Genomic DNA, 23553 nt, shown 5'->3' on the forward strand with positions numbered 1-23553 from the left:
ACCAGTGAAGTTAAAGACCATAGCCCGGTGCATCGCCCTGATAGGCATCTCAGCCGGTAGTAGCGGATGGGTGCTGGCGCAGGAAAAACCTGCAGATGCACCGCAAAGAATTGAAATTACTGGCAGTAGCATCAAGCGTATTGCGGTAGAAGGCGCTGTGCCGATTGAGATCATCACCCGCAAACAGCTGGAAGCCGCAGGTATCGTGACGGCCGAGCAGTTTATTGCCAATCTGAACATCAACGGCAATGGCTCTGACAATCTGGCCAGTAATGCAGACGTCACCTCCGGTGCACAACGTGGCAATAATGGCGCCTCTTCTGCCAATCTGCGCGGCCAGGGTTCAGACAGTACGCTGGTCCTGCTGAACGGCAGACGCGTTGCCACCCATGGGATGAAAGGCTCGGCAGTTGATCTGAACTCCATCCCCATGGCGGCAGTCGAAAGAATTGAAGTCCTGAAAGATGGCGCTTCGGCAATTTATGGTACCGACGCCATCGGCGGTGTCATCAACTTCATCCTGCGCAAGAACTATAGTGGTCTGGAAGCACAGGCTTTCACCGATGTGACGCAACAGGGTGGCGGCAATATCAAACGTGTTTCCGTCGTTGGTGGTTTTGGTGATCTGGACAAGGACAATTACAATGTCCTGCTGACGGCAACCCATAGCGAAAATGATGCGCTGCGCGGTGACCAGCGTGATTTTGTAAATACATTCCAGCCAAATCGCGGCCTGTCGGTCGATACCCGTGGCACACCTAACGCCACGATATTTGCAACCTCACTGGCCAATACCATACTCAGCAACAAGAGTAATAACGGCCCGGTCTTTCCTGGTACGACACAGGTAATGAATGCCATCAATGTGCTGAACCTGCCGGGTGGCGCGGGCTGTAATTCTGTCGATGGCATGGCAGCGTATGATGCCAAGTTGTGGGATGTTGCCTCTTCCAAATATGCCTGTGCCTGGGATACAGGCCGCGCAGCGGTACTGCAACAGCCAGTCAAAAACGATAACTTTGTCGGACGTGCCACATTCAAGATCGGTACCCATCAATTGTTTGCCGAAGCAGTCGGCTCGCAGGTTGAAGTATCCAAACGTTTTTCGCCTAACCAGGTTTCGCCAGGCACCAACTTCCCTGCGTCTTCATTCTATCCAAGTACCGGGGCTGCCTATAATTCTGTCTTTAATGCGATTGTCGCTGTCTTCCCCAGCATAGAAGCGAATCGTGGTGCCCCTATCGCCTACCGCTGGCGCTGTATGGAATGCGGCAACCGTGAAATCACCACCAAAACAGAAGCTGGTCGCCTGCAATTTGGTGCAGATGGCCAGATCGGCAAATGGGATTACCGTGTGGGTGTATCGCGTGCGTACAGCGAATCCGAATCCAAACTGGGTACCGGATATAACTATACCGTCGCACTGGCGAATGCACTGGGAACCGGGATCATCAATCCTTTCCTGAAAGCAGGCGAAAAACAAACACAGGCAGCGATAGACCTGATCAACAGTACATCTGCTGCCGGCGTCACCCTGTACGGTGGCAAAACCACGCTGACACAGGCAGATGCAGCCCTGTCAGGCGAAGTATGGCAATTGCCAGCCGGTGCTGTGATGGCCGCCGTGGGTATGGATTTGCGTAAAGAAGAATATGCGTTCAACGGTGATGCCCGCGTATCGAATGCGCGCCCTGCGATTCTGAATGCTCCATTTGACGATGCCAATGCCCTGCCTAACGTTAGCCGTGATATCCGTGCGGTGTACGCCGAGGTACTGGTACCGGTACTGAAAACGCTGGAAGTTACGGTCGCTGGCCGTCAGGATCACTATTCGGGTTTCGGCAGTACTTTCAATCCCAAAGTGGCTTTCCGTTATACGCCCACAGATAGCCTGTTGTTCCGTGGTTCGTATAACACTGGCTTCCGTGCACCATCGTTTAACCAGTTGTTTAACGGCGTGACTGATTCACCCTATGCAGGCAAGGACCTGGTCGATCCGGCCACTTGCCCTACACTCAAGGTAGACAGCACCAAACCTGGTTGTACATCCGTCACGCCAAATACCCTGACCGGTGGCAAGAGCAACCTGGGACCAGAAACCGCCAAGCAGGGAACCGTGGGTGTAGTGTGGGCACCAAGCACCAATTTCAGTGCCAATGCCGACATTTGGGAAATCCGCAAGGAAAACACCATCATGTCCATCGACCTGACCACCATGCTGCAAAACTATGAACTGTTCAAAGCACAGTTTATCCGTGACGGCAGCGGCAATCTGGCCTTTATCGACCAGCGTTGGGTAAACGCCGGTTCCAGCCTCACCCGTGGTGTCGAAGTCGGTGCCAAGGCAAACGGTGCGGTATGGCGTGGTAAATGGACAGCCGGTATCGATGGTTCTTATCTGCTGGAGAAAAAATCCCGCCCTATGGCTAACGCGCCATATGGTGCCAGCGAAGTTGGCAGGTTCACCTTCACTGGCGATCTGGGCCTGAAGTGGAAGCACACAGCCTTTGTCACTTATACAGAAGGTAACTGGACAGGTATGCTGACACAGATTTATCGTGCCGGTTATAAAGACCAGGTATTGCCAGGTGTACAAAGCGGTCTGGTCACGCCTCCGGACTACAATCCGGATGTCAAAGCCTATACCATCTACAACATGAGCGTGACGTATACCGGCATCAAGAGCCTGACGCTGACAGCGGGTCTGAAGAATATCTTCAATACCGACCCGCCGTTTGCCATCACCTATGACAGCAATACCGGTGCTGGCAGTTCATGGGAACCGCGCGTAGCAGATCCACGTGGCCGTTCTTTCACCTTGCTGGCGAATTACAAGTTCAAGTAATTCTCTGACGAATAAAAATCCCCTGATGTTAAAAAACATCAGGGGATTTTTTATGTCTGCATTTAAGTTTTTACATTTCAACTGATCGCTGGATTCATGAGCTTGCCGATAAAGATAATCAGGCCCGTCTGACGGTCACGTATCATGAACAAAAAAGGATGATCAAGTGTCACCTTGAGAGGTGTGTCACCAATGATACTGGTCACCCCAACCACTACGCCAGTTGCCGCTGCCGCTTCAGTGCCTTTTTCATCGACGCTAATAAATGCCTTGTGCACGATGGCCGACACAGACAGATCCCGATTACCCGTCATACCGGAAAAATCCGCCTTGCTGGCATCGAAAGCCGCACTCATGCCAAGCTTGCCCAGCACATCTGCCAGCGTTGCCGCAGAACTGAAATTGAATTTTGGCAGGCTGAGAGCGACATACTGATCCTTCAGCGCAGAATTGATTTCGCTCACTGTGTTGCCATCGAGGCTCTGGATAAAGCCATCAAACTTGCCTGCTTCCGGCATGATCAGCAACATGCTCAGTTTGTTATCTACGTATGGCAACTCTACGGCCTGATAATTCTTGCCCTGCGCATACGGCAAACGTATGTCTTGCGACATGAAAGGCAGACTGCGGATAGTGCCCTTGCGATCAGTAAAGTTCTGGTTACTGGTTTTTTCTGCGGTGAAAGCTGTGGCCCAGTCAGATTTAAACCAGATGGCATTCGTCAGTACCACCCTGGTATTCGATGACACATCATTCGGGCCCAGCAAATTCTTGATTTTTTGCTGGGTCTGCTGTTCCACCCAGCTATTGATACTGAGGCGCGAAGCGTCCGGCGCTTTCATGAAATCCAGTAAATTGACTGCGGCGCCAAAATTGACTGCGAGTGCGTCCAGGTAAGCTGGCTGCAGACTGTAACCCTGCTGTGCCCACAAGGCATTGGCAATGGTCAAGCCTGGCAATTTGGTATTGGCGGCGGCATTGGTCTTTTCCGCCAGTTGCAAATCCAGGCGGTTCAAGGCCGGGAACAAGCGGTTTTGCTGCAACTTGAATACCAGAGCCTGCTCTATCCCTGCCAGCGTTTCCCCTTTCGCACCGGCAGAAGTCATCGCTAGTGCCTGGGTAATGCTATATGGGGAATACACCAGATTACTGTCGCCACTGGCGTCCAGCAAGGGCAGAACTTTCAGTGCAAATTCAGTATTCCCGGCAACAACCACAGCAACATCGGCATCGCTAGCAGCAGGGACAGGATTTCTGGTCAGGCTGGATTTCGCACTGCTGACAGCCAACGGGTTGCTGGTGGCCTGATTTGCAGAGGCCGGGGTGCCACTACCACCGCAAGCAGTCAGACACAGCAAGGCAACCAGACTGAAACAGCAGGTCAGGCAGTGATTAGATTTTTTTGTATGCATTGTTTGTCTCCGTAACAACTACACGGCGATCATATGCAGAACAAAAAAACAAATCAGCTTACAAATGTATTCAATTTGTCATTAAATTGTAAGGCCAGGCAGTAAACCTGTTTTATAGCAGGCTGGCAACAAATGGCGTTTCTATGACATCCACCTGGGCACCGGTACCGACACGCTCATAGAGTTCGGCAATGTCGACTGAGCGCATGCGTATGCAGCCAAAGCTGGCCGGTGTACCAAGCAGGCTTTCCTGTGGTGTGCCATGGATATAGATAAAGCGGGGATAGGCATTGCGGTTACGTTCTTCCAGCCCGCGCAACCAGAAGATGCGGGTAACGACGGGGTCACGGCCAGGCGCATCGACTGCCACGATCTCGCCAGTTGGCTTGCGGTCCTTGAAAACGGTGCCCATAGGCATACCGTCACCAAATTTCTCGGCCACCTGCATGCGACCACCCGGGGTCATATAACTGTCTGGCATGTCTCCGACGCCGCGCTTGGCCGTCGATACCGGATAGCTGGCAACTTCCTTGCCGTCTTCCAGCACATGCATTCTTTGTTCGGAAACGGAAATGATCAACTGATGTCGCGTATCGGCTGACCGAAACCAGGTTGACTGGCAACCTGCCAGAAGCAATGCTGACATCAGCGCGATGAAATTGTTACGACACAGTGTAAGCATTGTTCATCTCTCCTTGAATAGAAACCGAGCATAAGCTGAACAAAAGCTGCCGGCAAATAATTCTTGTGGTTTGATGCATTACCTGAAGTTATGGACCAGCTATGAGCTTTCATTTGTGCACTTCATTCCCAGCCTATAAGTTATGGGAATGTGTACCTGAATGCCTCTTGCATGCGGGTGCTGAAGCACTGGAAAGAACACCATGTTGAATACCGAAACACCCAGCAGCAGCCATACCGATCTGGACTTGTATCCCACTGAAGAATTGCTGCACGTTCTGATTGATGACCAATTCAATGCCATACGGGCCGTGCGCCAGGTAGCAGCCCGCATTGCTGGCGCAGTGGATTCGGCTGCCCCGCGCATACTGGCTGGTGGCCGGCTAGTGTATGTAGGTGCTGGCACATCCGGTCGCCTGGGGGTACTCGATGGCGTGGAATTGCTGCCGACATTTTCCTGGCCCAACGAGCGTGCGTTATCCCTGTTGGCAGGCGGTAAACAAGCCATGTTTGTTGCGGTTGAAGGGGCGGAAGATGATGCCGAAAAGGGTGCCAGCGAAATTCGTGAACTGGCATTGACCGCAAATGATGTGGTGTTGCTGGTCGCGGCATCCGGTGCCACCCCGTACGTGCTGGGGGCCTTGCAGGCAGCACGCGCCAGCGGCGCCCTGACCATAGGTTTTGCGAATAATCCAGATGCGCAAGTGACCGGCGCTGCCGACATCGGTATTACCCTCGATACCGGCAATGAAGTTATTTCCGGCAGTACCAGATTAAAGGCAGGTACCTCACAAAAGGTGGCACTGAACAGTTTTTCTACCGCATTGATGGTGAGACTACACAAGGTCTACGGCAACCTGATGGTGGATGTCAAACCGACCAATGTCAAACTGTTGCGACGCACAGTCAGCCTGACCATGCATGCCACCGGTCGTGACGAAGCCGAATGCCGCCGTGTGCTGGAAGAATGTGACTTCCATGTAAAGACCGCCATTCTTGCCATTTTGAGCGATATCAGCGTCGCAACTGCCAGCGCCAGGCTGGCCGCATGTGGTGACGATTTGCGACGCGCCTTGCAGGTACAGCAAAAGTAAGCACAGCAAGGCTGGCAACGCGTTACAATTTAGTTCGTCTTTTGTCTCCCAGGTTGAATCATGCGACTGCGTCACATAGAAGTTTTCCATGCCATCATGCAGGCAGGCACGATCAGTGGCGCTGCGCAGTTGCTGAATATCTCACAACCGGCAGCAACCAAGGTCCTGCAACATTGCGAGATTCAGTTGGGCCTGAAGCTGTTTGAGCGCATCAAGGGAAAATTGCATCCGACACCGGAAGCACACAAGCTGTTTGCCGAAGTGGACCGCCTGAACCGCGACCTGCAATCAGTACGCCGGCTGGCCAGCAACCTGAAAAACCATCCCGACGAAGCGGTGCGGTTGGCATCCACCCCTACGCTGTCGATTACGGTCGTGCCTGCGGCACTGGCAGCATGGCGCAAGAAATTTGCCCATGTCCACTGCACATTGGCGACTCACCATACCAGTGAAATCGTGAACGCCCTGTTGCTGGGTGACGTGGATTTTGCCCTGTCCCTGTATGATCCCTGCCACCCGAATATTGCATCTGAACCGCTGATACGCGGCTGCATGACAGCCATTGCGCCCATAGGTACCTGGTCCAGACAACTGGATAACACGGCCTTGCCGGTCAGTGATTTACCAAAGAACCTGATCGCACTCGATCTGGATGACCATCTGGTCAGTCGTGTCATGGACGCCTGCGAAGAACAGGGCCTGAGTTTTACGTCCTACACGGTAGTGCAAACCTACCTGCTGGCAAGGACTCTGGTGGAACTGGGTGCCGGTGCGGCAGTCATTGACCCCTTCACTGCGGCGACATCAGATCACAGCAAGGTGCAGTGCCGCCCGCTGTCGCCCAATGTACCGGTAGATTTGTATTTGCTGACCGTCAAAGCTACGCCCCTGTCACGTTCGGCACGGGCGTTTGTAGAATCCATCAAGGAAGCCGGTACAGAGTTTATTGCCCGCACCTCGTAAGGTCCTAATTCATATCAATAAAAACGATACAGGGCAGTCAGTATCTGCTCTTCCCACAGACTAAGGCTGGAATAGTTGCCCGGATTTTTTTCGGGGTCGGCAGCAACACCGCTGATAATGTAAATCATGCCATTGCGTGTTGTCGGGTCAAACATGAAGCCGGACTGCAGGCCATAGGCAAAACCCAGATGCCCGACTGCCTTGAATGCAGATTTCCCCTTCACCGGTGATACCAGCCTGTCACCATAGTGCTGGGCGCTGACATCGCTGAAACGCTGAAAACCCAGACCCCAGGCCTGGAACAATCCGTGATAATCATCACCGTTGCGGGCATTTTTATCATAGCGCCATTGTTCACTGAGCAACGCACGGACACTGGCAGGCTGCAGGAAGCGCCTGCCATCCAGCTCGCCTTCATTCATCAACATCAGCATGATGCGGGCCAGGCCCTGTACATCAATCCGTAAGCCACCTTGCGGGCTGAATAAGGTAGCATTGCTGCCAGGGACATAATTATCCAGCGACCTTTTGATCAGCGGCTTTGTACGAAAATCGTCGGTCTGGGCGACCCAGGGGCCTTGCAGGTTCCAGATTTCATTTTCCTGCTTGCGGTATAACACGGCCAGCCTGGATAATTCATCCGGCGACAGCAGTTCGGGATGGTAAGCACCTGTCACACCCAGCGGACGCAAAACGGTATCCCGCATGAACATATCAAAACGCTGACCACTGGCAGCTTCCATGACGGTACCGAGGACACCCCAGTTCAGGTTCACATAATGAAAGTACTTACCCGGCGCGCGAGATTCATCCGCCTGCTCGCCGGAGGGACTAGCCCATTGCAGACCACGATCAAAATGTGCGCCAGCAGGCAACAGAAAACTCTGCAAGCTCACATTGGCTGGGAAATTGTAGCCGCCATCATCCCGCAGCGATGAAGTATGACTGAGCAGCATGCGGGTAGTAATAGCGACATCGGGGAAATGCGGATTTCTGACTTGATAACCAAGGTAGCGACTGATATCGGCATCCAGGTCCAGCCTGCCTTGTTCGACCAGGCACATCGCTCCTATGGCAGCCACCATCTTGGACACGGACGCCACACGGAACAGCGTGCGCGCATCCACCGCCAGATTATTGCCAGCATTCTCGCGGTCTATATAACGCTGACCAAACTGCTGCTGGTAAATGATTTTGCCGTTTTTAATGCTCAGTACCGATAGTCCGGCAAGGGGTAATTGGGGGTCTGCGACGATGCTTGCCAGTTTTTTTGTCACCTGGCTGTCAAGACTGGACTGGTGAACAGAAGATGCAAAAGACGTAGAAGATGCAGAAGATGTTTGTGCCATGGCTGTCCCGGTCCAGAATGGCATGGCCAGTGCAGTTATTGCAGCGGCTGATGCACAGATGAGCAACAGGCGCTGACATACCTTCTGGCGCCGGCCTGGCTGCCCAGCCTGCATGATGGTGTGCATATCAGTCTATACGCAGATAGGTCTGGCGCACGACGACCGGGTCGCCACAATTGAAATGCCACCATTCGCTGTTGATACCGCGATAACCACCATGAAACATGGCTTGTCGCAGAATATTACGCTGATCAAGGTGAATCTGGCTTAATTGCCCCTCTGCCAGCATTTTTTGTTCCAGTACAGGATGGGATTTTTCTTCCATGGCATCAAAGCCACTGCCCATGTCCAGTTCCTTGCCATCAGCATCGATCAGTGTGACATCGACCGCCATGCCAAAGGAATGGATGGAGCCACGTGCAGGGTCAGCAACATACATGCGCAGCGGGGTGCCATCCAGATGCTGCCACAGCATTTCCTGAATGCGGTGCGGACGCAAAGCATCCAGTACCAGAATACGGTACGCGGGATAATGTTCGCGCAGCCAGTTGACGGCTGACTGCAAAGCCTGTGCCGCTTCCCGGTGCAACCAGCGACAGTCGAGATCGCCATATAAATCGCGCCCGACAAAATTGTCGTCGCCGACATAACGCAAATCGATGACAACACCGTCTACAGTATCGAGCCGGCAAAAATCCGGATGATCAGCAATGATTTCACAACGCACAAAGGCTCCATACAACAGAGTTTTTCATACTGGCAGCATAGGGATAGTCCCCCGCCCCTGCCAATGAAAACTTACCGATAACATATAACCAGAAGGAATAATCATTTTTCATGCTCCTCCTGCCGTCCAACATCTATTTAAAGTCGCGATTTACAGCCACGAATTACAGCAGCGAATTACAGCCGCTATTTAAGCGCCTTGCTACGTGCCGCAGTATCAATATCCAGATAACGCCAATTGGTAAAGTCCACCGGATGACGATAATAGTTCTGTAGCCAGGCTTGCGTCAGATCGGCCGTAACCGGATGAATACGTGTCACCCACGGCGTGTAGCCATGCATGAGTTGTGCCATCTGGCGGTACAGGGCAGTACGTTCCGGCGAATCACTAAGGCGTATTGCCTGCTCGTACAGTTTGTTGAATGCGGGCAGGTTAAAACGTGCATAGTTGGCACGGCCTGCATTGAGGCCATACAATAGCTGGTAAAAATTCTCGGCATCGGGGAAATCAGCGATCCAGTTGGCCTCGGTCATCTGCACTTTGCCCAGGCGGGCTGCCCGTATGATTTCCGAATGTTTGTCGGTCTTGAAACTGACATGGATACCCAGTGCATCCAGATTCTTGCGCCAGACTTCATCACGCAGGCGTCCGGTGGTGCTGGCCAGCGTATGCATCTGCAATTGCAGGGGCTGGCCATCCGGCAGCTTGCGATAATTGTCCGCACCACGTTTATAGCCAAATTTATCCAGCAAGGCATTCGCCAGTTTCAGGTCATATTGCACCGGGCTTTTATAAGCAGCATCGTAACCCAGCACATTTGGCGGCAAAGGAGATTGCGCCTGCATGGCCAGGCCTTTTTCCATCAGAGCGATATCTTCACGGCTGTCATAGCCCAAGGCAATTGCGCGGCGCAGGGCGATTTTTTCCGGGGTATAGCCACCTATGACCGGATCTTCCATATTCATCCACATGTAATAGGTTTGCAAGGGTGTGAACAAAGACAGCCGCACGCCTTGCTGCTGCAGCGCAGGTTTCAGCTTGCCATTGTCCAGCACCATATTCGACAAGGGTGCTGGCACCTGCTCCAGGTAATCAAATTCGTGGTTCAGGAATCCCAGCACGCGCGACTGCTGTTCTTCCATGACTTTGATTTCCACCTTGCTGACGCGTGGCAAAGTCTGCCCGGCAAGCTCAGTTGCGATCTTGCGGGAGACATCATCGATACCCTGATCATTGAAGACCACCTTGCGATACTGCGGATTGGCCAGCAGTTCAATCCTGAAACTGCGTTGCCATTGACCCAGCATGAACGGGCCGGTGCCCACCGGATGGTTGCCTACCTGATTAGGGTAAGCCTCAACTACTTCCCTCGCTACCGCCCCCGTGGCAGTGGTGGCCAGAATAAACAGGAAATTGCTGTCCGGTGCATTCAGACGTATACGCAAGGTATACCGGTCCAGCGCCTGCAAGCCGGGGATACTGGTCTGCAGACTGAATTCCTGCCCCTTGCCATCTTTGCCCGGGCGCAGTTTCTCATCACCCAGCAACTTGCCTTCAAACATGAAGAGCCAGGGTGATTTGACGGCAGGGTCATACAGACGCTTGACGCTGTAGATGTAATCATCCGCGGTCAGTTCGCGCGGCTTGCCCTTGAGTGACGGGTCGGGTGTAAAGAAAATACCCTGCTGCAAATGCAGGGTATAAGTCTTGCCTTCATCCGTCACCTCGGGCATGGATTTCAGGGTATTTGGCTTGAGTTTGAGCGGCCGCGCCAGGTAGTCATAGCGCAGCATGGGCTCGAAAATATTTTCATTAATGCTGACCGAGGGCACATCCGATGCCACAGCCGGGTCCAGCGCACCTTCGGGCGTGGTGACCAGCACCCGCAATACCTTATCGGCAGCGGGTGCAGTTTGTGTGGCCTGTGCGGTCTGTGCTGCATGTGCCAGGGACACAATACCGGCGGCAGCCAGCGACAAAAACAGGCTCGAGCTCAGACTAACAAGCAGACGGTGGCTCATGCACTGACCTCAGACAAACTGGCCAGACGCGGGTTCGCCATGGTCAGGTAAAACCATTCTTCGCCCGGGCTGGCGCCGGCATCGGGGAAGATGATGCGACCATCCTGGTCAGCCCTGAGCTCGCTGCCATCTGCCCTGATGGCGATCAGGTCACCCTGCTTCAATGCATCAAAACTGCGCCATTCACGTACGAAGCGGTCATCCACATGGAATTTATCGATGACATCATAGATTCTCAATGCCTCCATCTGTGTCACTGGTTCGGGTACGGTACCGGTAATCACGCCAAGATGACGCAGACTGTTGACGATAGCCTGATAGCCGACTTCAGGCGCCTGCGGATCAAGATGCTGACCACATTCCAGTGTCATCGCATAACCACCGACAGAACGCATATATTCTGTAGTGCCGACACCAAACTGGGTATTCGCATTCGCCAGGGTTTTGACATCCGCATCATGAGCAAGTCGCTGCTGGCGCCGCTGCACACCGCGCGCATAGGTGCTCAGCCAGCCATCGACCAACCGGTGTACGCCCAGACGCATGGCCATGGCCAGTTCATGTTTGGCGTAACTGAAGGATTCGAGCGGACCACGGTTATTTTCCGGTCCGATCAGCACAAAGGCCTCCCCCTGACTGCGGAAAGAGTGCAGATCAAGCAAGACTTCGTGCTGGGCAAACAGAGGGCATAGCCAGTTGGCGACATGATCTTCAAATTCGCTGACATCCTCCGTAGGGATCAGGCGACGGTTCAGATTGCGTTCGCCTTCGCGTTGTCCTAACTGGTAAGCCAGTGGATTACATACCGGCACCAGAGTCACGCGACCGGCAACCAGTTGCAGGATGCCACTTTCGAGTTCGCTGATTACGCGCCGGATAGCCTTGGTACCGCAGGTTTCATTACCATGTACGGCACCAGTAATGATGACGGTAGTCCCGGTCTGGGGTGACTGGAAGCTACTGCTCTGGAAGACATAAGGATAGTTTCTTGTATTCATGGTTCATTCGGCTTTCTTGCCAAAAGCCGGGTCTACTTTAATGAGGGCCGTCACCACAAAGGTGGGGATGGCAGCGATACAAATCCAGACAAAAAAGTGGGAATAGCCCAAAAACTCCTGCAACCAGCCGCTGAACAGACCCGGCAGCATCATGCTCATGGCCATGAAACCGGTACAGATTGCATAATGGGCAGTCTTGTGTTCACCATCTGCAATCATGATCATATACAGCACATAGGCGGTAAAACCAAAGCCATAACCCATTTGCTCAAAAGCGACGGCAATAGCGATCAGTATTTCGCTCTGGGGCTGCACAAATGCCAGGTACACATACACGAGATGGGGCACATTGATCGCCATGGCCATGGGCCACAGACAGCGCTTCAGGCCATAACGTGCAATCAGTGCACCGCCGGCCAACCCGCCCACGGTAAGTGCTCCCATGCCCATGGAGCCATAGATCAGGCCTACACCTTGTGTCGTCAGCCCCAGCCCGCCCTTATCAACCGTATCCACCAAAAACAGCGGCGCTATCTTTACCAGTTGTGCCTCACCAAAACGATACAGCAAGAGAAAGGCAATGCTGATCAACACATTTTTCTTTTTGATGAATTTGCCAAAGATCGTCAGGAAAGTAGCGACCACCTGATTCGGATCACCATGCGCACGGTCACTGTCAGGCTGTGGCAAGGCATATTTATGGTAGGCAGACAGGCCGATGAACATCACCGACAGCACAGCAAAAACTGCAATCCAGCCCAATCTGGGATTGCCGGTCAGATCGCGCAAGGTGCCAGCCAGATACACCAGGACGCCCTGGCCGGTCAGCATGGCCATGCGGAAGAACATGCTGCGTACACCGACAAATGCCGCCTGTTGATGCTGCTCCAGCGCCAGCATATAAAAACCGTCAGAACTGATGTCATGCGTGGCCGCGCTGAATGCCAGCAACCAGAATACCAGCAGCGTCGCCTGGAAGAAGCCGGGCATGGGTATGATCAGCGCCACTACCCCAAACAGCGCACCGATCAGCAATTCCAGCGTGATGATCCAGAAACGCTTGGTCTTGTACATATCCACGAAAGGTGCCCACAAGGGCTTGATCACAAAAGGCAAATAGAGCAAACTTGTGTAAAAAGCAATGTCTGCATTGGAAATATCCAGCTTTTTGTACATAATGACGGAAAGTGTCATGACGACTACGTATGGAATTCCCTGACTGAAATACAATGACGGTATCCAGCGCCATAATTCTGGTACCTGGGTGGATTGCTTGCTGTTTGCTATCTCGCTTGTCATTGTCGTCTTTTTCTTGAGAGCTGATTTTGATTCTGATCTGATTTTGAACCAGGTTACAAGGCGGGCCTTAGAACATATTTACGGTACATGTTCCCAGTAAAGCAGGAAGAACGCGATTGAAATTTTGCGACCGGTTCATAGCAAAAAGTTATAACCCGGGTGCATCTTTTCATTCGTAGCCAGCGCCAGAAGCGCCCTATGATAAACGAACAACTGCACGTTATTACGATTCAGTTCAACGATGGCCCATCAATTTCCCAGGAATTATCCGTTTATGCTCGCTGAAATGGCATCTGACCAGCAGGAACAGGCGCCAGGCCAGACCAGGCCGATTGCTCTGGGCATAGATGCAGGCGGCACGCAAACACGCTGGGCATTGGCAACCCAGGATGAACAGATACTTGCCAGTGGCACAGCCGCTGGCCTGACCGCCCTGCAAACCGATACTGTCGAAGGCATAGAAGCATTACGCGAGATTTTTGCCGGCCTGGCGGCCACCGCAGGCAGCCATGGGCAAGTCGGCAGCATACGTGCCGGCATTACCGGCTTTGGCGGCGATGCCCATACCTTGCCGGATATGCTGGCCGACAGTTTTGGTCTGGAAGACAACTGCATTTCCGTCAGCAATGACATAGAAATCGCCTATCTGGACATTTTCAAACCCGGTACCGGTTATCTGATCTATGCCGGCACCGGTTCCATCGCCGCCTATATTGATGCCGAAGGCAAATTCCATCGTGCCGGTGGGCGTGGTTATTTGCTGGATGATGCCGGTGGTGGTTTCTGGATCGCCCGTGAAGCCATGCGCAAATTATGGCGCGCCGAAGATGAATATCCTGACCACTGGAAAGAATCTGACATGGCGAGACGCCTGTTCAAACTGATAGGTGGCAATGACTGGAATATCTCGCGTGATTTCATCTACCACCGCAGCCGTGGCGATATCGGCAAACTGGCGCTGGCGGTTGCCGCTGCCGCCAACAGCGACCCGGTAGCCATGGAGATATTGCAAAGCGCGGGCAAGGAACTGGCGCGTCTCGGCATGGCCATGTGCACCCGTTTTGGCAATAAACCGATTGCACTAAGTGGCAGGGTACAGGAGCTGCACCCCGCCATCGTTGAATCCCTGCGCACCCATCTGCCGCCAGAAATCAGCCTGCGCCAGAGTACCTGTCAGGCCCACTTTTCCGCAGCCAGACTGGCTGCCCGACAACTCAAAAACAGACCATGAAAAAAACCAATCTATATAGCCTGATGGCAGCATTCAGCATCTTCATCAGCGGCTGTGCCAGCACAAGCGTGAATACCGCAACGACCATCAACACGATCCCAAAACCACCTGTTGTCAAAGTGGCGGCGCCCTATATTGAAAATGGGATAGACAAAAGTATTTTTGCCAAAAGCCAGGAAGAACGTGTGCAGTTCCTGATCCTGCATTACACCGCCATCGATCAGCCCACTTCTTTGCGGGTGCTGAGCGAACAAGGTGTCAGCGCCCATTATCTGGTCGGTGATGAAGACCCCATCAAGGTCTGGCAACTGGTGCCAGAAAATCGCATGTCCTATCACGCTGGCCTGAGCGAATGGAAAGGCTATAGCCGCCTGAATGCCAGTTCCATAGGTATAGAAATCGTCAACCAGGGTTTCAAGGATACGCCCGAAGGCCGCATCTACTTCCCCTTCCCGCAAGCGCAGATAGACCGCGTCATCACACTGGTGAAAGATATCTCTGCCCGTTATCAGATACGCCCTGAATACATACTCGGCCATTCCGACATTGCGCCACAACGCAAATCTGATCCGGGCCCCATGTTCCCATGGAAGCAATTGGCCGATGCCGGTTTGATACCGTGGCCACAGCCAGCGGAAGTAGCGCAACGCATGTCAGCCTTCGAATCGCAGTTGCCCGACGTAAAATGGTTCCAGCAAAAGCTGGCACAATATGGTTATGGCGTCCCGCAAAATGGCGTGCTTGATCCAGCGACCCGCAGCGTGCTGGTGGCCTTCCAGACCAAGTATCGTCCGGCAAAGTTTGATGGTACCCCTGATGCAGAAACCGCTGCCATGCTTGATACCCTGCTCGCCAATCTGAAAGCCAAATGAAAATGGCTGCTAGCTTCGTCATCCCGCCGCAACTGATACAGCAACGTGGTCTGACAGAGCAGGATGAAGCACAGGAACTGGTACTGGCAGAAACTGGCGAAGATGGCAGGGAATATTTTCTGACCCCTGCCACCAATCAGGCATGGCAAGCGATGAAAACCGCTGCCACGCAGGATGGTATCGCCCTGCTGATGATATCGGCCTTTCGCAGCATCGCCAGGCAGACTGACATCATCAGCGACAAGCTGGCTGCAGGCATGGTATTGCAGGACATCCTGCAGGTATGCGCACCACCTGGCTACAGCGAACACCATACAGGCCGCGCCATCGACATCGCCACACCGGAAGATCCGGAACTGGAAATTTCTTTCGACACCACTGCGGCTTTCGCCTGGCTACAAGCAAATGCCAGCCGTTTTGGCTTTCATCTGTCTTACCCACCGGGCAATAGCAGCGGCTTTCAGTATGAACCATGGCATTGGTGTTTTGCTGAAACAAAGACTGCTCATCAAAAAAATTAATCCAAGGTCTGCCTGTATCTCTTCAAGGCCAACACCCCCGCCAGCAATAAAAATACCAACATGGGCCAGAGTTCAGGCAAGAGCTGGCCTGCATCATTTCCTTTGAGCAAAATCCCGCGCACGATGCGCAGGAAATGGGTCAGTGGCAGTACTTCTCCCAGGACCTGTGCCCATTCCGGCATGGCGCGAAAAGGGAACATGAAGCCGGACAAGAGCATGGATGGCAGAAAGAAAAAGAAGGTCATCTGCATGGCCTGCAACTGATTCCTGGCGATGGTGGAAAAAGTGAAGCCTACCGCCAGGTTGGCAAGAATGAACACCCCTATCATCGCCATCAGCAGACTGAAACTACCCACCATGGGGACTTCAAACAACAGGAATGCCGCCGTGATGATGACGGCCAATTGAATATAGCCCATCAATACATAGGGCAGGATTTTACCTACCATGACTTCGGCCGGACGTACTGGCGTTGCCAGCAGGTTTTCCATGGTGCCGCGCTCACGCTCACGTGTCATGGCGAGTGAAGTGAGCATCACCATGGTCATGGTGAGTATGGTGCCTATCAGACCGGGGACGATGTTGTAGCGCGACAGGCCTTCGGGGTTGTAGCGACGGTGGACCCTGACCTCATACGCGGGTGAGCCGGTCTGCAAATAACGTAAAGGGCCGGTCAGGTCATGTTGCAGGGCCTGGGTGGCAATCACGTTCAGGGCAGCGATGGCATTGCCGGATGCGGAAGGATCGGTCGCATCTACCGACACCAGCAAGGCGGGTTTTTCACCGCGCACCAGTTGCTGGGTGAATTGGGGTGGTATCACCAGCAGGAATTGCACTTTGCCTGTTTCGAGCAGGGCCTCGGCTTCTTTTTCACTTTGCCCGACTGAATCGACGCGGAAGTAGCCCGTGTTTTGCGGGGCGACCACAAAGCTGCGTGCCATGGGGCTGTTGTCTGTGCTGACGACTGCGGTTGGCAAACCCTTGGGATCGGTGTTGATGGCATAACCAAACAGGATGAGCTGCAAGATGGGAATGCCGACTGCCATGCCAAAGGTCAGACGGTCGCGCATCATTTGCTGAAACTCTTTGATGAAGATGGCAAACATGCGCGCCCAGGAAAAACGCTTCATGCGCCCACCTTCTGCCGTAGTTCATCTTTCGAGAAATTGTCGGGCGCGCTGGCTATCAGGCTGATGAAGACATCTTCGAGATTGACTGCGGATGCCGATATCTGGATAGCAGCCTTGCTGCTGATACTGTCCAGCGCCTGTAACACCAACGCTTCATCCAGCCCGGCCACATGTACGGCATTGCCAAAGGCAGCAACACTCAATACGCCCGGTGCGGATTTCAAAGGTGCCAGCAGACTACCCAATTGTTCGCCCTGTACAGTCCAGACTTTGAGTTTGGAGTCACGAATGATTTCCTGTTCTGTACCGCGCGCCAGAATTTTACCGTAGGCGATGTACACCAGTTCATGACAGCGCTCTGCTTCATCCATGTAATGGGTGGAGACCAGTACGGTAATACCCTGATCAGCCAGCAGATGGATCTGGTCCCAGAAATCACGGCGTGCCTTGGGGTCTACCCCGGCAGTTGGTTCGTCCAGCAGCAACAGACGCGGTTCATGGATAAGGCAGGCAGCCAATGCCAGCCTTTGCTTCCAGCCACCGGATAATGAACCGGCCAGTTGATGCTGGCGTGCCGTCAGGCCCAGTCTTTCCAGCGATTGATCGACTGCATTTTTACGGGATGGCAATTCAAACAGGCGGGCGACAAAATCCAGGTTCTGGCGTATCGACAAATCATCATACAGACCGAATTTTTGTGTCATGTAACCGACTTGGCGTTTGATCTGTTCCGCCGGTTTGATGATATCCAGCCCCAGGCAGGTACCAGCGCCGGCATCGGGAGTCAACAAGCCGCACAGCATGCGTATGGTGGTAGTCTTGCCACTGCCGTTCGGCCCCAGGAAGCCACAGATACGGCCTTTGGCGACCTGCAATTCGACCTTGTCGACAACGGCACGTCCTCCATATGATTTGCTCAGGCTGTGAACGTCTATGGCCAGTTGGCCCTGCTCAGTGAACGTGCTGACTGCGCTCACCTTGATGCTCCGGTAGTGCCATTACTGACAGCACTCACGGGACTGACAGGGCTGACAGGACTGACATCCAGTGGCTGCCCCGGATGCAGCAACAAACGAGCGGGCTGATCGGGTATGGCTTCCACCAGGAAAACCAGTTTTGCTCTTTGAACATTCGAATAAATGACGGGCGGTGTATATTCAGCCTTGCTGGCAATGCGCGAGATATGGGCAGGAATAGCGGCACCGCAACCATCACAATTCAATTTGACAGCCTGGCCAACCGTGACACTGCCAAGCTCGCCTTCGGGCACAAAGAACCTGGCTTTGCGATTTTCTGGTGGCAACAAGGACAGTACAGGCTGGCCTGCCTGTATGTATTCGCCCTGACGGTAAAACACTTCAGCCACCAGGGCATTCGTGGGCGAGGCCTGATTTTTTTGGTCGGAACGCCATGCGCTCTGACGTACCACATCCTTTGCAGCATCAGCACTGGCCTGTGCCGCCGCCCGTTCATCTACCCGTGCAGGCAAACGCGCTACACTCAGGGCTGCGTTTAGTTCGGCAACTCTTGCCTCGCTCAGTTTGACATTGGTCTGAGCATCGTCGATACGTGATTTCGATACAAAACCCTGGGTCAATAATTGCTGCTGGCGCGCCAGTTCCTGTCTTGCCAGTGCGGCCTGGGCCTGGGCGCTGGTAAGCTGTGCCTGGCTGACAGCGATCTCTTCGCTGCGCCTGCCTTTTTCGGTATTGCTGGCCTGCGCCCTGGCGCTCAAGAGACGTGCCTGTGCTTCATCACGTGCGGCATTTTCCACTTCGGCTTCCAATGAAAACAAGGGAGCATCCTTGCTTACTTGCTGACCAACCTGCACCCTGATCTGGTCCAGGCGGCCACCCAGCGGGGCCGAGATATAGACGTATTCGCCTTCAACATAGCCAGACCAGCCTGTCGTAATCTTGTCCTTGCAGGCGCTCAGCAACAAGAGCAGGCTGCCCAGTGACAATACATTCAGTACACTCAGGACATTTTTGATGCGGCGAAATTGATCAGTCATGATTCATATCCTCTTTGCTTGCGGCCAGGGCATACAGGGCGCGGTTGACGCGGTCAGCAATGCCTTCATCACTGAGTACATGCTGCAAGGGCAGTTGCAATATGGCGGGTACAAAACCCAGTTCCAGCGCACGTGGTGCCACCAGCATGGGGGCAGCAACACTGCCCATGAGAAAGGTCAGAGCTTGCATGGGTGGCTGCATGGCCAGCTCACCTGCCTGCATGGCTTCCATCAGCAGGCCGACAATCAGTTGCACATGACGTGATCCGTTTTTTTGCAGGAACTGTGTCGCCACGGTTTCACCCATGCTGGCATCGGTCCAGACCCGCCCTATCCAGTTGCCGTGCTCACGCAGTAAACGACCCAGCAGACACAAGGCCTGACGCAAGCGCTGTCGTGGTGAACCGGCGTGATCCACTTCGGCCTGCAATTGCACAAACATTTCTTCATACATGGTCTGTAGCAACTGGGTCAGGTAATTGTCCTTGCTGCGAAAGTGATAATGAAACATGCCGACATTGACACCCGCATGTTCTGCCAGCAGGCGCAGGGACAAGCCGCTACAGCCATATTGGGCAAATAACACTCGCCCACTTTGCAGCAGGACTTCATCAAGTTGTTGTGAGGGGCGTGCCATGCTGTTTCAATTCCATCATTACTATGCAGCTGACTAATAATTGAAGTTTGCAATCACCGGACCTGCATGTCAAGCATATTTTTTAAGCACCTGTGAATTTGCAAAGCCCATATTAAAAAATCGAAGGGCCTGGATTGAAGATGAAAAGCCATCCGGGCAAGATGCTCAAAGTCACTCTCAATCCATCCGCTGCAAAAGCAATCTGCACCTGTAAAAATGCATTTCGTCGCGTTGCCATGGCAAGCAATTCTGCAAACAACTACAGTGCAATCACTCCCACCCGAATTGAAAGGAAATATCATGAACATCACCGCAAACATGGACGCCGTAGTCATCGCTACTATCGCCCTGGTCATGCTGAGTAATCTCTTGCATGTCCTGATCGCTTAAGGAAAGCAGATCATGCTGACATTTCTGATCTGGCTGGCTTTATTTGTCTTGTGCTGGCCACTGGCATTGCTGGCGCTGGTGATCTACCCGGTAGTATGGTTACTGCTGCTACCGTTCCGGATACTGGGTTTTGCCGTTGATGGCGTGTTTGAATTATTGCGCGCCATCTTCCTGTTGCCATCCCGCATACTGGGGAACCGGCCTTGATGGGCGCTGTACAATGCCGACCAAGTACTTACCTGGTCAAGCTTAATTCCAGCTAAGTCAGCTAATTCAGCTCATTCAGTTAATATCAACTGATACTGGCTAATGCTTATTCGTTATGTGCTATACGTTATTGGCTATGATTGAATAGTTCGTGCAATTCCTCAAAGCGGTCTTCGACATCATCTGCCGACAAACCCAGGAATTCACAGGCGGCTTCCCCACCCTTTTCCCATTCACAGGAAAATTCCTGCCCATGGTATTTCTGTATGCCGTATTCGGCCAGCAAGGCCAGTGCAATCAGGCTTTTCACTGATTCTTCGGTGCCCGGGTCATTCAGCACGCCATAATCATGGTGCAACAGGATTGCCATTGAGACGTTTTCTGGCAAACCCCAGGTACGTGCCATAAGAGAGCCGATTGCTGCATGCGATGTGGCATGACGTCGCTCTTCTACTGCTGTGAAGCTTTCATTCGCCTCTTTGTACGCCAGTTCCAGCGTTTCTGCATAATCGGGAAAACGTTCCAGCAATAATGGAATGCCAATATCGCAAAACAGGCCAAAAGTGTGCGCCAGATCACCAGGGCAGACGCGCATGCGGCGTGCCAGTTGCGTCATGGCCTGCGCCCGTTTGGTAGAAAAGTCCCAGAACTTGACCAGGGATACTTTTTCCACCTGTATGCTTTGCCGGGCAATAATGCCGGTCATCAAATTACCGCACTGGGTTATACCCAGCAAACTCACCGCATGCTCAACCGATTTGGCTTTCAGGCGCAAGCCGAAAAATGATGAATTGGCCAATTTCAACAAGGATGCCGACATGGCAACATCATTGGCAATGATGGCTGTCAGCCTGCGCGGATCAGGATCATCGTCAGCCAGCTCCACCTGTACGTCTGCCAACAGACTAGGGCGAGGCGGGATGCGTATGGTCTTGATCAGCGCATCGACAGATTGTTCGGTGGTCAGCTTGGGTGCTGCCTGGGCGGCGGAGCTTGTCATATAGATACGTCAGAAAGGATTACGCTTACAGCTTGCATTGTAAACGCAATTCATTGCCGGATAGAAAATCCATGTTAATTTTCCGCCTTCCCCAGGATATTTTATGCACAGTGTTTTATTTCACCGGAATAGGTGTGCTGCGGTCTACCGCCACCGCCGTCACGCTATTCTTGGGTGAACCATCTATCAACTTGTCTGAATAAGTCAGGTATACCAGCGCGTTGCGTTTTTGATCCACCATGCGCACGATGCGCAATTTCTTGAACAGGATAGACAGGCTCTGGTTAAACACCTCTTCCTGCTGCTTCATGGGGCCGGGGAAACTGATGGGTCCCACCTGACGACAGGCAATCGAGGCTTCTGCCTTGTCTTCTGCCAGGCCCAGACCACCACTGATACCGCCGGTCTTGGCGCGCGACACATAACAGGTTACCCCGTTCACACGGGGATCATCATAGGCTTCGACCACGACTTTATGGTCAGGGCCGATCAGCTTGAAGGCGGTGTCGACACTACCTACCGTTTCAGCCTGCGCGACTGATGCTAAAGATGTGAGCAAAACCAGAGTGCTTGCAACAACAGCATGATTAAGGTGTGAAAGCTTCATCGTCGTTTCTTTCAGTAAAGTGGTGAAAATGACATACACCTTAGCGATATCTGGCTTATTGGTTTTTATTCAAGTGGGAGTGATTTTTTCCATAAAAGAAATAAATCGCTATTGCCACGGCCATCCAGATGAAAAACACATGATAGGTCGTTGGTGGCAAATCCTTCAGAATATACAGGCAGGCAACAATGCTCAAACCTGGTATCAGATACGGTCCAAAAGGCACACGGAAGCCGCTGGCACCTTCGCCCAGACCCTGACGTCGTATCACAGGCACTGCCACGGATACCACCATGAAGGCGACCAGTGTGCCCATGCTGACCATGTCCCACAGGAAGGTGGAATCAACCAGCCCGGCAACGATACCCACCAGCAGACAAACAATAATGGTATTGCTGACAGGGGTGCGGGTGCGGGCATGCACGCGCTGGAAAGATGCCGGTATCAGGCCATCCTTGCTGATCGCAAACAGGATGCGGCTTTGGCCATAGATAGTCACCAGCGTCACGCTGAATACTGAAATCACGGCGCCTGCCGACAACACCAGTGCCGGCCAGGCTTTGCCCGTCACATTCTGCAAAATAACGGCCAGACCAGCTTCTTGCCCTTCAAACATTTTGGCTGGCTGGGCACCTACGGCTGCCACTGCCACCAGCAGATAAAACACGGTGACCACGATCAGCGCCGCCATAATGCCCAGCGGCACATTGCGCTTGGGATCTTTGACTTCGGCACCGGCAGTTGCCACCGTATCAAGACCAATGAAAGAGAAAAACACGGTACCGGCAGCAGCAGTCACACCGGCCATGCCAGCCAGGCCCTTGCTGTTGTCAGTATTAAAGAAGGGCGTAAAATGTTCGGCATTGAAACCAGAAAAAGCGATGATGACGAAGAAAGTCAAAATCACCAGCTTGATCAATACCATGACGGCATTCACCGTCGCCGATTCCTTGGCACCGCGCAACAGCAGGAAGCAACAGATGGCAACCAGTATCATGGGCGGCAGATTGAACTGACTGGCATGGATTTCCACGCCGTTGGCACCAGCCACAATCATCGGTGAACGCAGCATTTCAGGAATGTGCCAGCCCAGTGCATTTGCTAGGAAATTATTCAGGTAGGCTGACCAGCCTATCGCTGTTGCACTGGCAGCCAGCCCATATTCAAGCAAAAGACAGGCGGCCACTATAAATGCACCGAATTCACCCACGGTGGCATAGGCGTAAGAATACGACGAACCCGATGCCGGGATCCTGGATGACAACTCTGAATAACACAATGCCGTCAAACCGGCGGTGACTGCGGCAATCAGAAATGACAGAATCACAGATGGCCCGGCCTTGGGCACGGCTTCCACCATGGTGAAAAAGATGCCGGTACCGATGGTGGAACCGACACCTATCATGGTCAGTGCGAACAAACCCAGTGAACGATGCAGGCTATGGCCCTGATCGTCTGTCACCTGTTCGCTGTGGTCGATCGGTTTGGTGCGGGTCAGTTGCTGCCCCAATGTTTGTTGTCTCAAGATAATCCCTTCTTCTTGTACGCAATTGGA

Annotated in this window: 21 protein-coding genes; 7 read left to right on the forward strand and 14 right to left on the reverse strand. The window is 53.1% G+C overall.

What is annotated here, in order from left to right:
- Positions 1-4 precede the first annotated feature (4 nt).
- On the forward strand, positions 5-2845 hold the full coding sequence (locus H8L32_RS15400; RefSeq protein ID WP_186948128.1) for a TonB-dependent receptor domain-containing protein: 2841 nt from the start codon (positions 5-7) through the stop codon (positions 2843-2845).
- A gap of 77 nt (positions 2846-2922) precedes the next feature.
- Here H8L32_RS15400 and H8L32_RS15405 read toward each other — a convergent pair whose 3' ends face one another.
- Positions 2923-4257, reverse strand: coding sequence for a serpin family protein (locus H8L32_RS15405; RefSeq protein WP_186948129.1), 1335 nt, complete (start codon positions 4255-4257; stop codon positions 2923-2925).
- Positions 4258-4369: 112 nt separating this feature from the next.
- Positions 4370-4939 carry a L,D-transpeptidase gene (locus H8L32_RS15410; protein WP_186948130.1) on the reverse strand — a complete coding sequence of 190 codons (570 nt, stop codon included), beginning with the start codon at positions 4937-4939 and terminating at the stop codon, positions 4370-4372.
- 202 nt (positions 4940-5141) lie between these two features.
- Between H8L32_RS15410 and H8L32_RS15415 the strand changes: the two genes are divergently transcribed.
- Together H8L32_RS15415 and H8L32_RS15420 are read left to right on the forward strand one after the other, a co-directional pair.
- Complete coding sequence (locus H8L32_RS15415; RefSeq protein WP_186948131.1) at positions 5142-6032, forward strand: N-acetylmuramic acid 6-phosphate etherase; 891 nt, start codon at positions 5142-5144, stop codon at positions 6030-6032.
- A 60-nt stretch (positions 6033-6092) separates the two neighbouring features.
- Positions 6093-6995 (forward strand): LysR family transcriptional regulator, encoded by a 903-nt coding sequence (locus H8L32_RS15420; RefSeq protein WP_186948132.1) that lies wholly within the window; start codon positions 6093-6095, stop codon positions 6993-6995.
- Between the two features lie 14 nt (positions 6996-7009).
- On the opposite strand, the gene H8L32_RS15425 is transcribed toward H8L32_RS15420, so the two are convergent.
- From H8L32_RS15425 to H8L32_RS15445, 5 genes are all read right to left on the reverse strand, one after another.
- The gene (locus H8L32_RS15425) at positions 7010-8470 is read right to left on the reverse strand and encodes a serine hydrolase domain-containing protein (RefSeq protein ID WP_230412242.1); all 1461 of its coding nucleotides are present in this window, start codon (positions 8468-8470) and stop codon (positions 7010-7012) included.
- Between the two features lies 1 nt (position 8471).
- Entirely contained in the window at positions 8472-9071 is a 600-nt protein-coding gene (locus tag H8L32_RS15430) for a M15 family metallopeptidase (protein ID WP_329605190.1), read from the reverse strand.
- Between the two features lie 185 nt (positions 9072-9256).
- Positions 9257-11092, reverse strand: coding sequence for an ABC transporter substrate-binding protein (locus H8L32_RS15435; protein ID WP_186948134.1), 1836 nt, complete (start codon positions 11090-11092; stop codon positions 9257-9259).
- Positions 11089-12090 carry a M14 family metallopeptidase gene (locus H8L32_RS15440; RefSeq protein ID WP_186948135.1) on the reverse strand — a complete coding sequence of 334 codons (1002 nt, stop codon included), beginning with the start codon at positions 12088-12090 and terminating at the stop codon, positions 11089-11091. The genes H8L32_RS15435 and H8L32_RS15440 overlap by 4 nt, the downstream gene beginning before the upstream one ends.
- A gap of 3 nt (positions 12091-12093) precedes the next feature.
- A complete protein-coding gene (locus H8L32_RS15445) occupies positions 12094-13389 on the reverse strand; it encodes an MFS transporter (protein ID WP_186948136.1) in 1296 nt (431 codons plus the stop codon).
- Between the two features lie 241 nt (positions 13390-13630).
- Here H8L32_RS15445 and H8L32_RS15450 point away from each other — a divergent pair, with 241 nt between their 5' ends.
- From H8L32_RS15450 to H8L32_RS15460, 3 genes are read left to right on the forward strand one after another with little or no spacing between them, the layout of a single operon-like run.
- Positions 13631-14620: an N-acetylglucosamine kinase gene (locus H8L32_RS15450; RefSeq protein WP_230412243.1), complete on the forward strand. Its 990-nt coding sequence runs from the start codon at positions 13631-13633 to the stop codon at positions 14618-14620.
- The gene (locus tag H8L32_RS15455) at positions 14617-15492 is read left to right on the forward strand and encodes an N-acetylmuramoyl-L-alanine amidase (protein WP_329605191.1); all 876 of its coding nucleotides are present in this window, start codon (positions 14617-14619) and stop codon (positions 15490-15492) included. Before H8L32_RS15450 ends, H8L32_RS15455 begins: the two co-directional genes overlap by 4 nt.
- Positions 15489-16013 (forward strand): M15 family metallopeptidase, encoded by a 525-nt coding sequence (locus tag H8L32_RS15460; protein WP_186948137.1) that lies wholly within the window; start codon positions 15489-15491, stop codon positions 16011-16013. Before H8L32_RS15455 ends, H8L32_RS15460 begins: the two co-directional genes overlap by 4 nt.
- Here the strand turns inward: H8L32_RS15460 and H8L32_RS15465 are convergent.
- Genes H8L32_RS15465 through H8L32_RS15480 form a run of 4 tightly spaced genes read right to left on the reverse strand, consistent with a single transcriptional unit; the run spans position 16010 to position 19794 of the window.
- Entirely contained in the window at positions 16010-17143 is a 1134-nt protein-coding gene (locus H8L32_RS15465) for an ABC transporter permease (protein WP_186948138.1), read from the reverse strand. The two genes, H8L32_RS15460 and H8L32_RS15465, sit on opposite strands and share 4 nt — an antisense overlap.
- Complete coding sequence (locus tag H8L32_RS15470; protein ID WP_186948139.1) at positions 17140-18120, reverse strand: ABC transporter ATP-binding protein; 981 nt, start codon at positions 18118-18120, stop codon at positions 17140-17142. Before H8L32_RS15470 ends, H8L32_RS15465 begins: the two co-directional genes overlap by 4 nt.
- Positions 18117-19157 (reverse strand): HlyD family secretion protein, encoded by a 1041-nt coding sequence (locus tag H8L32_RS15475; RefSeq protein WP_186948140.1) that lies wholly within the window; start codon positions 19155-19157, stop codon positions 18117-18119. Before H8L32_RS15475 ends, H8L32_RS15470 begins: the two co-directional genes overlap by 4 nt.
- A complete protein-coding gene (locus tag H8L32_RS15480) occupies positions 19150-19794 on the reverse strand; it encodes a TetR/AcrR family transcriptional regulator (RefSeq protein ID WP_186948141.1) in 645 nt (214 codons plus the stop codon). Before H8L32_RS15480 ends, H8L32_RS15475 begins: the two co-directional genes overlap by 8 nt.
- 402 nt (positions 19795-20196) lie before the next feature.
- On the opposite strand from H8L32_RS15480, the gene H8L32_RS15485 reads away from it, so the two are divergent.
- Positions 20197-20391 carry a hypothetical protein gene (locus tag H8L32_RS15485; RefSeq protein ID WP_186948142.1) on the forward strand — a complete coding sequence of 65 codons (195 nt, stop codon included), beginning with the start codon at positions 20197-20199 and terminating at the stop codon, positions 20389-20391.
- A 127-nt stretch (positions 20392-20518) separates the two neighbouring features.
- Here the strand turns inward: H8L32_RS15485 and H8L32_RS15490 are convergent, their stop codons facing one another.
- From H8L32_RS15490 to H8L32_RS15500, 3 genes are all read right to left on the reverse strand, one after another.
- A complete protein-coding gene (locus tag H8L32_RS15490) occupies positions 20519-21391 on the reverse strand; it encodes an HDOD domain-containing protein (RefSeq protein ID WP_186948143.1) in 873 nt (290 codons plus the stop codon).
- Positions 21392-21506: 115 nt separating this feature from the next.
- Positions 21507-21998, reverse strand: coding sequence for a CreA family protein (locus tag H8L32_RS15495; RefSeq protein ID WP_186948144.1), 492 nt, complete (start codon positions 21996-21998; stop codon positions 21507-21509).
- Positions 21999-22053: 55 nt separating this feature from the next.
- A complete protein-coding gene (locus tag H8L32_RS15500) occupies positions 22054-23523 on the reverse strand; it encodes an APC family permease (RefSeq protein WP_230412244.1) in 1470 nt (489 codons plus the stop codon).
- Between the last annotated feature and the right edge of the window lie 30 nt (positions 23524-23553).

The sequence above is a fragment of the Undibacterium hunanense genome (assembly GCF_014284335.1).
Taxonomy (GTDB): Bacteria; Pseudomonadota; Gammaproteobacteria; order Burkholderiales; family Burkholderiaceae_D; genus Undibacterium; species Undibacterium hunanense.

Coding starts and splice junctions, on each gene's coding strand:
- H8L32_RS15405 (WP_186948129.1), bottom strand. CDS start 4,257: ATGCATACAAAAAAATCTAATCACTGCCTGACCTGCTGTTTCAGTCTG.
- H8L32_RS15410 (WP_186948130.1), bottom strand. CDS start 4,939: ATGCTTACACTGTGTCGTAACAATTTCATCGCGCTGATGTCAGCATTG.
- H8L32_RS15415 (WP_186948131.1), top strand. CDS start 5,142: ATGTTGAATACCGAAACACCCAGCAGCAGCCATACCGATCTGGACTTG.
- H8L32_RS15420 (WP_186948132.1), top strand. CDS start 6,093: ATGCGACTGCGTCACATAGAAGTTTTCCATGCCATCATGCAGGCAGGC.
- H8L32_RS15425 (WP_230412242.1), bottom strand. CDS start 8,470: ATGCACACCATCATGCAGGCTGGGCAGCCAGGCCGGCGCCAGAAGGTA.
- H8L32_RS15435 (WP_186948134.1), bottom strand. CDS start 11,092: ATGAGCCACCGTCTGCTTGTTAGTCTGAGCTCGAGCCTGTTTTTGTCG.
- H8L32_RS15440 (WP_186948135.1), bottom strand. CDS start 12,090: ATGAATACAAGAAACTATCCTTATGTCTTCCAGAGCAGTAGCTTCCAG.
- H8L32_RS15445 (WP_186948136.1), bottom strand. CDS start 13,389: ATGACAAGCGAGATAGCAAACAGCAAGCAATCCACCCAGGTACCAGAA.
- H8L32_RS15450 (WP_230412243.1), top strand. CDS start 13,631: ATGGCCCATCAATTTCCCAGGAATTATCCGTTTATGCTCGCTGAAATG.
- H8L32_RS15455 (WP_329605191.1), top strand. CDS start 14,617: ATGAAAAAAACCAATCTATATAGCCTGATGGCAGCATTCAGCATCTTC.
- H8L32_RS15460 (WP_186948137.1), top strand. CDS start 15,489: ATGAAAATGGCTGCTAGCTTCGTCATCCCGCCGCAACTGATACAGCAA.
- H8L32_RS15465 (WP_186948138.1), bottom strand. CDS start 17,143: ATGAAGCGTTTTTCCTGGGCGCGCATGTTTGCCATCTTCATCAAAGAG.
- H8L32_RS15475 (WP_186948140.1), bottom strand. CDS start 19,157: ATGACTGATCAATTTCGCCGCATCAAAAATGTCCTGAGTGTACTGAAT.
- H8L32_RS15480 (WP_186948141.1), bottom strand. CDS start 19,794: ATGGCACGCCCCTCACAACAACTTGATGAAGTCCTGCTGCAAAGTGGG.
- H8L32_RS15485 (WP_186948142.1), top strand. CDS start 20,197: ATGCTGACATTTCTGATCTGGCTGGCTTTATTTGTCTTGTGCTGGCCA.
- H8L32_RS15490 (WP_186948143.1), bottom strand. CDS start 21,391: ATGACAAGCTCCGCCGCCCAGGCAGCACCCAAGCTGACCACCGAACAA.
- H8L32_RS15495 (WP_186948144.1), bottom strand. CDS start 21,998: ATGAAGCTTTCACACCTTAATCATGCTGTTGTTGCAAGCACTCTGGTT.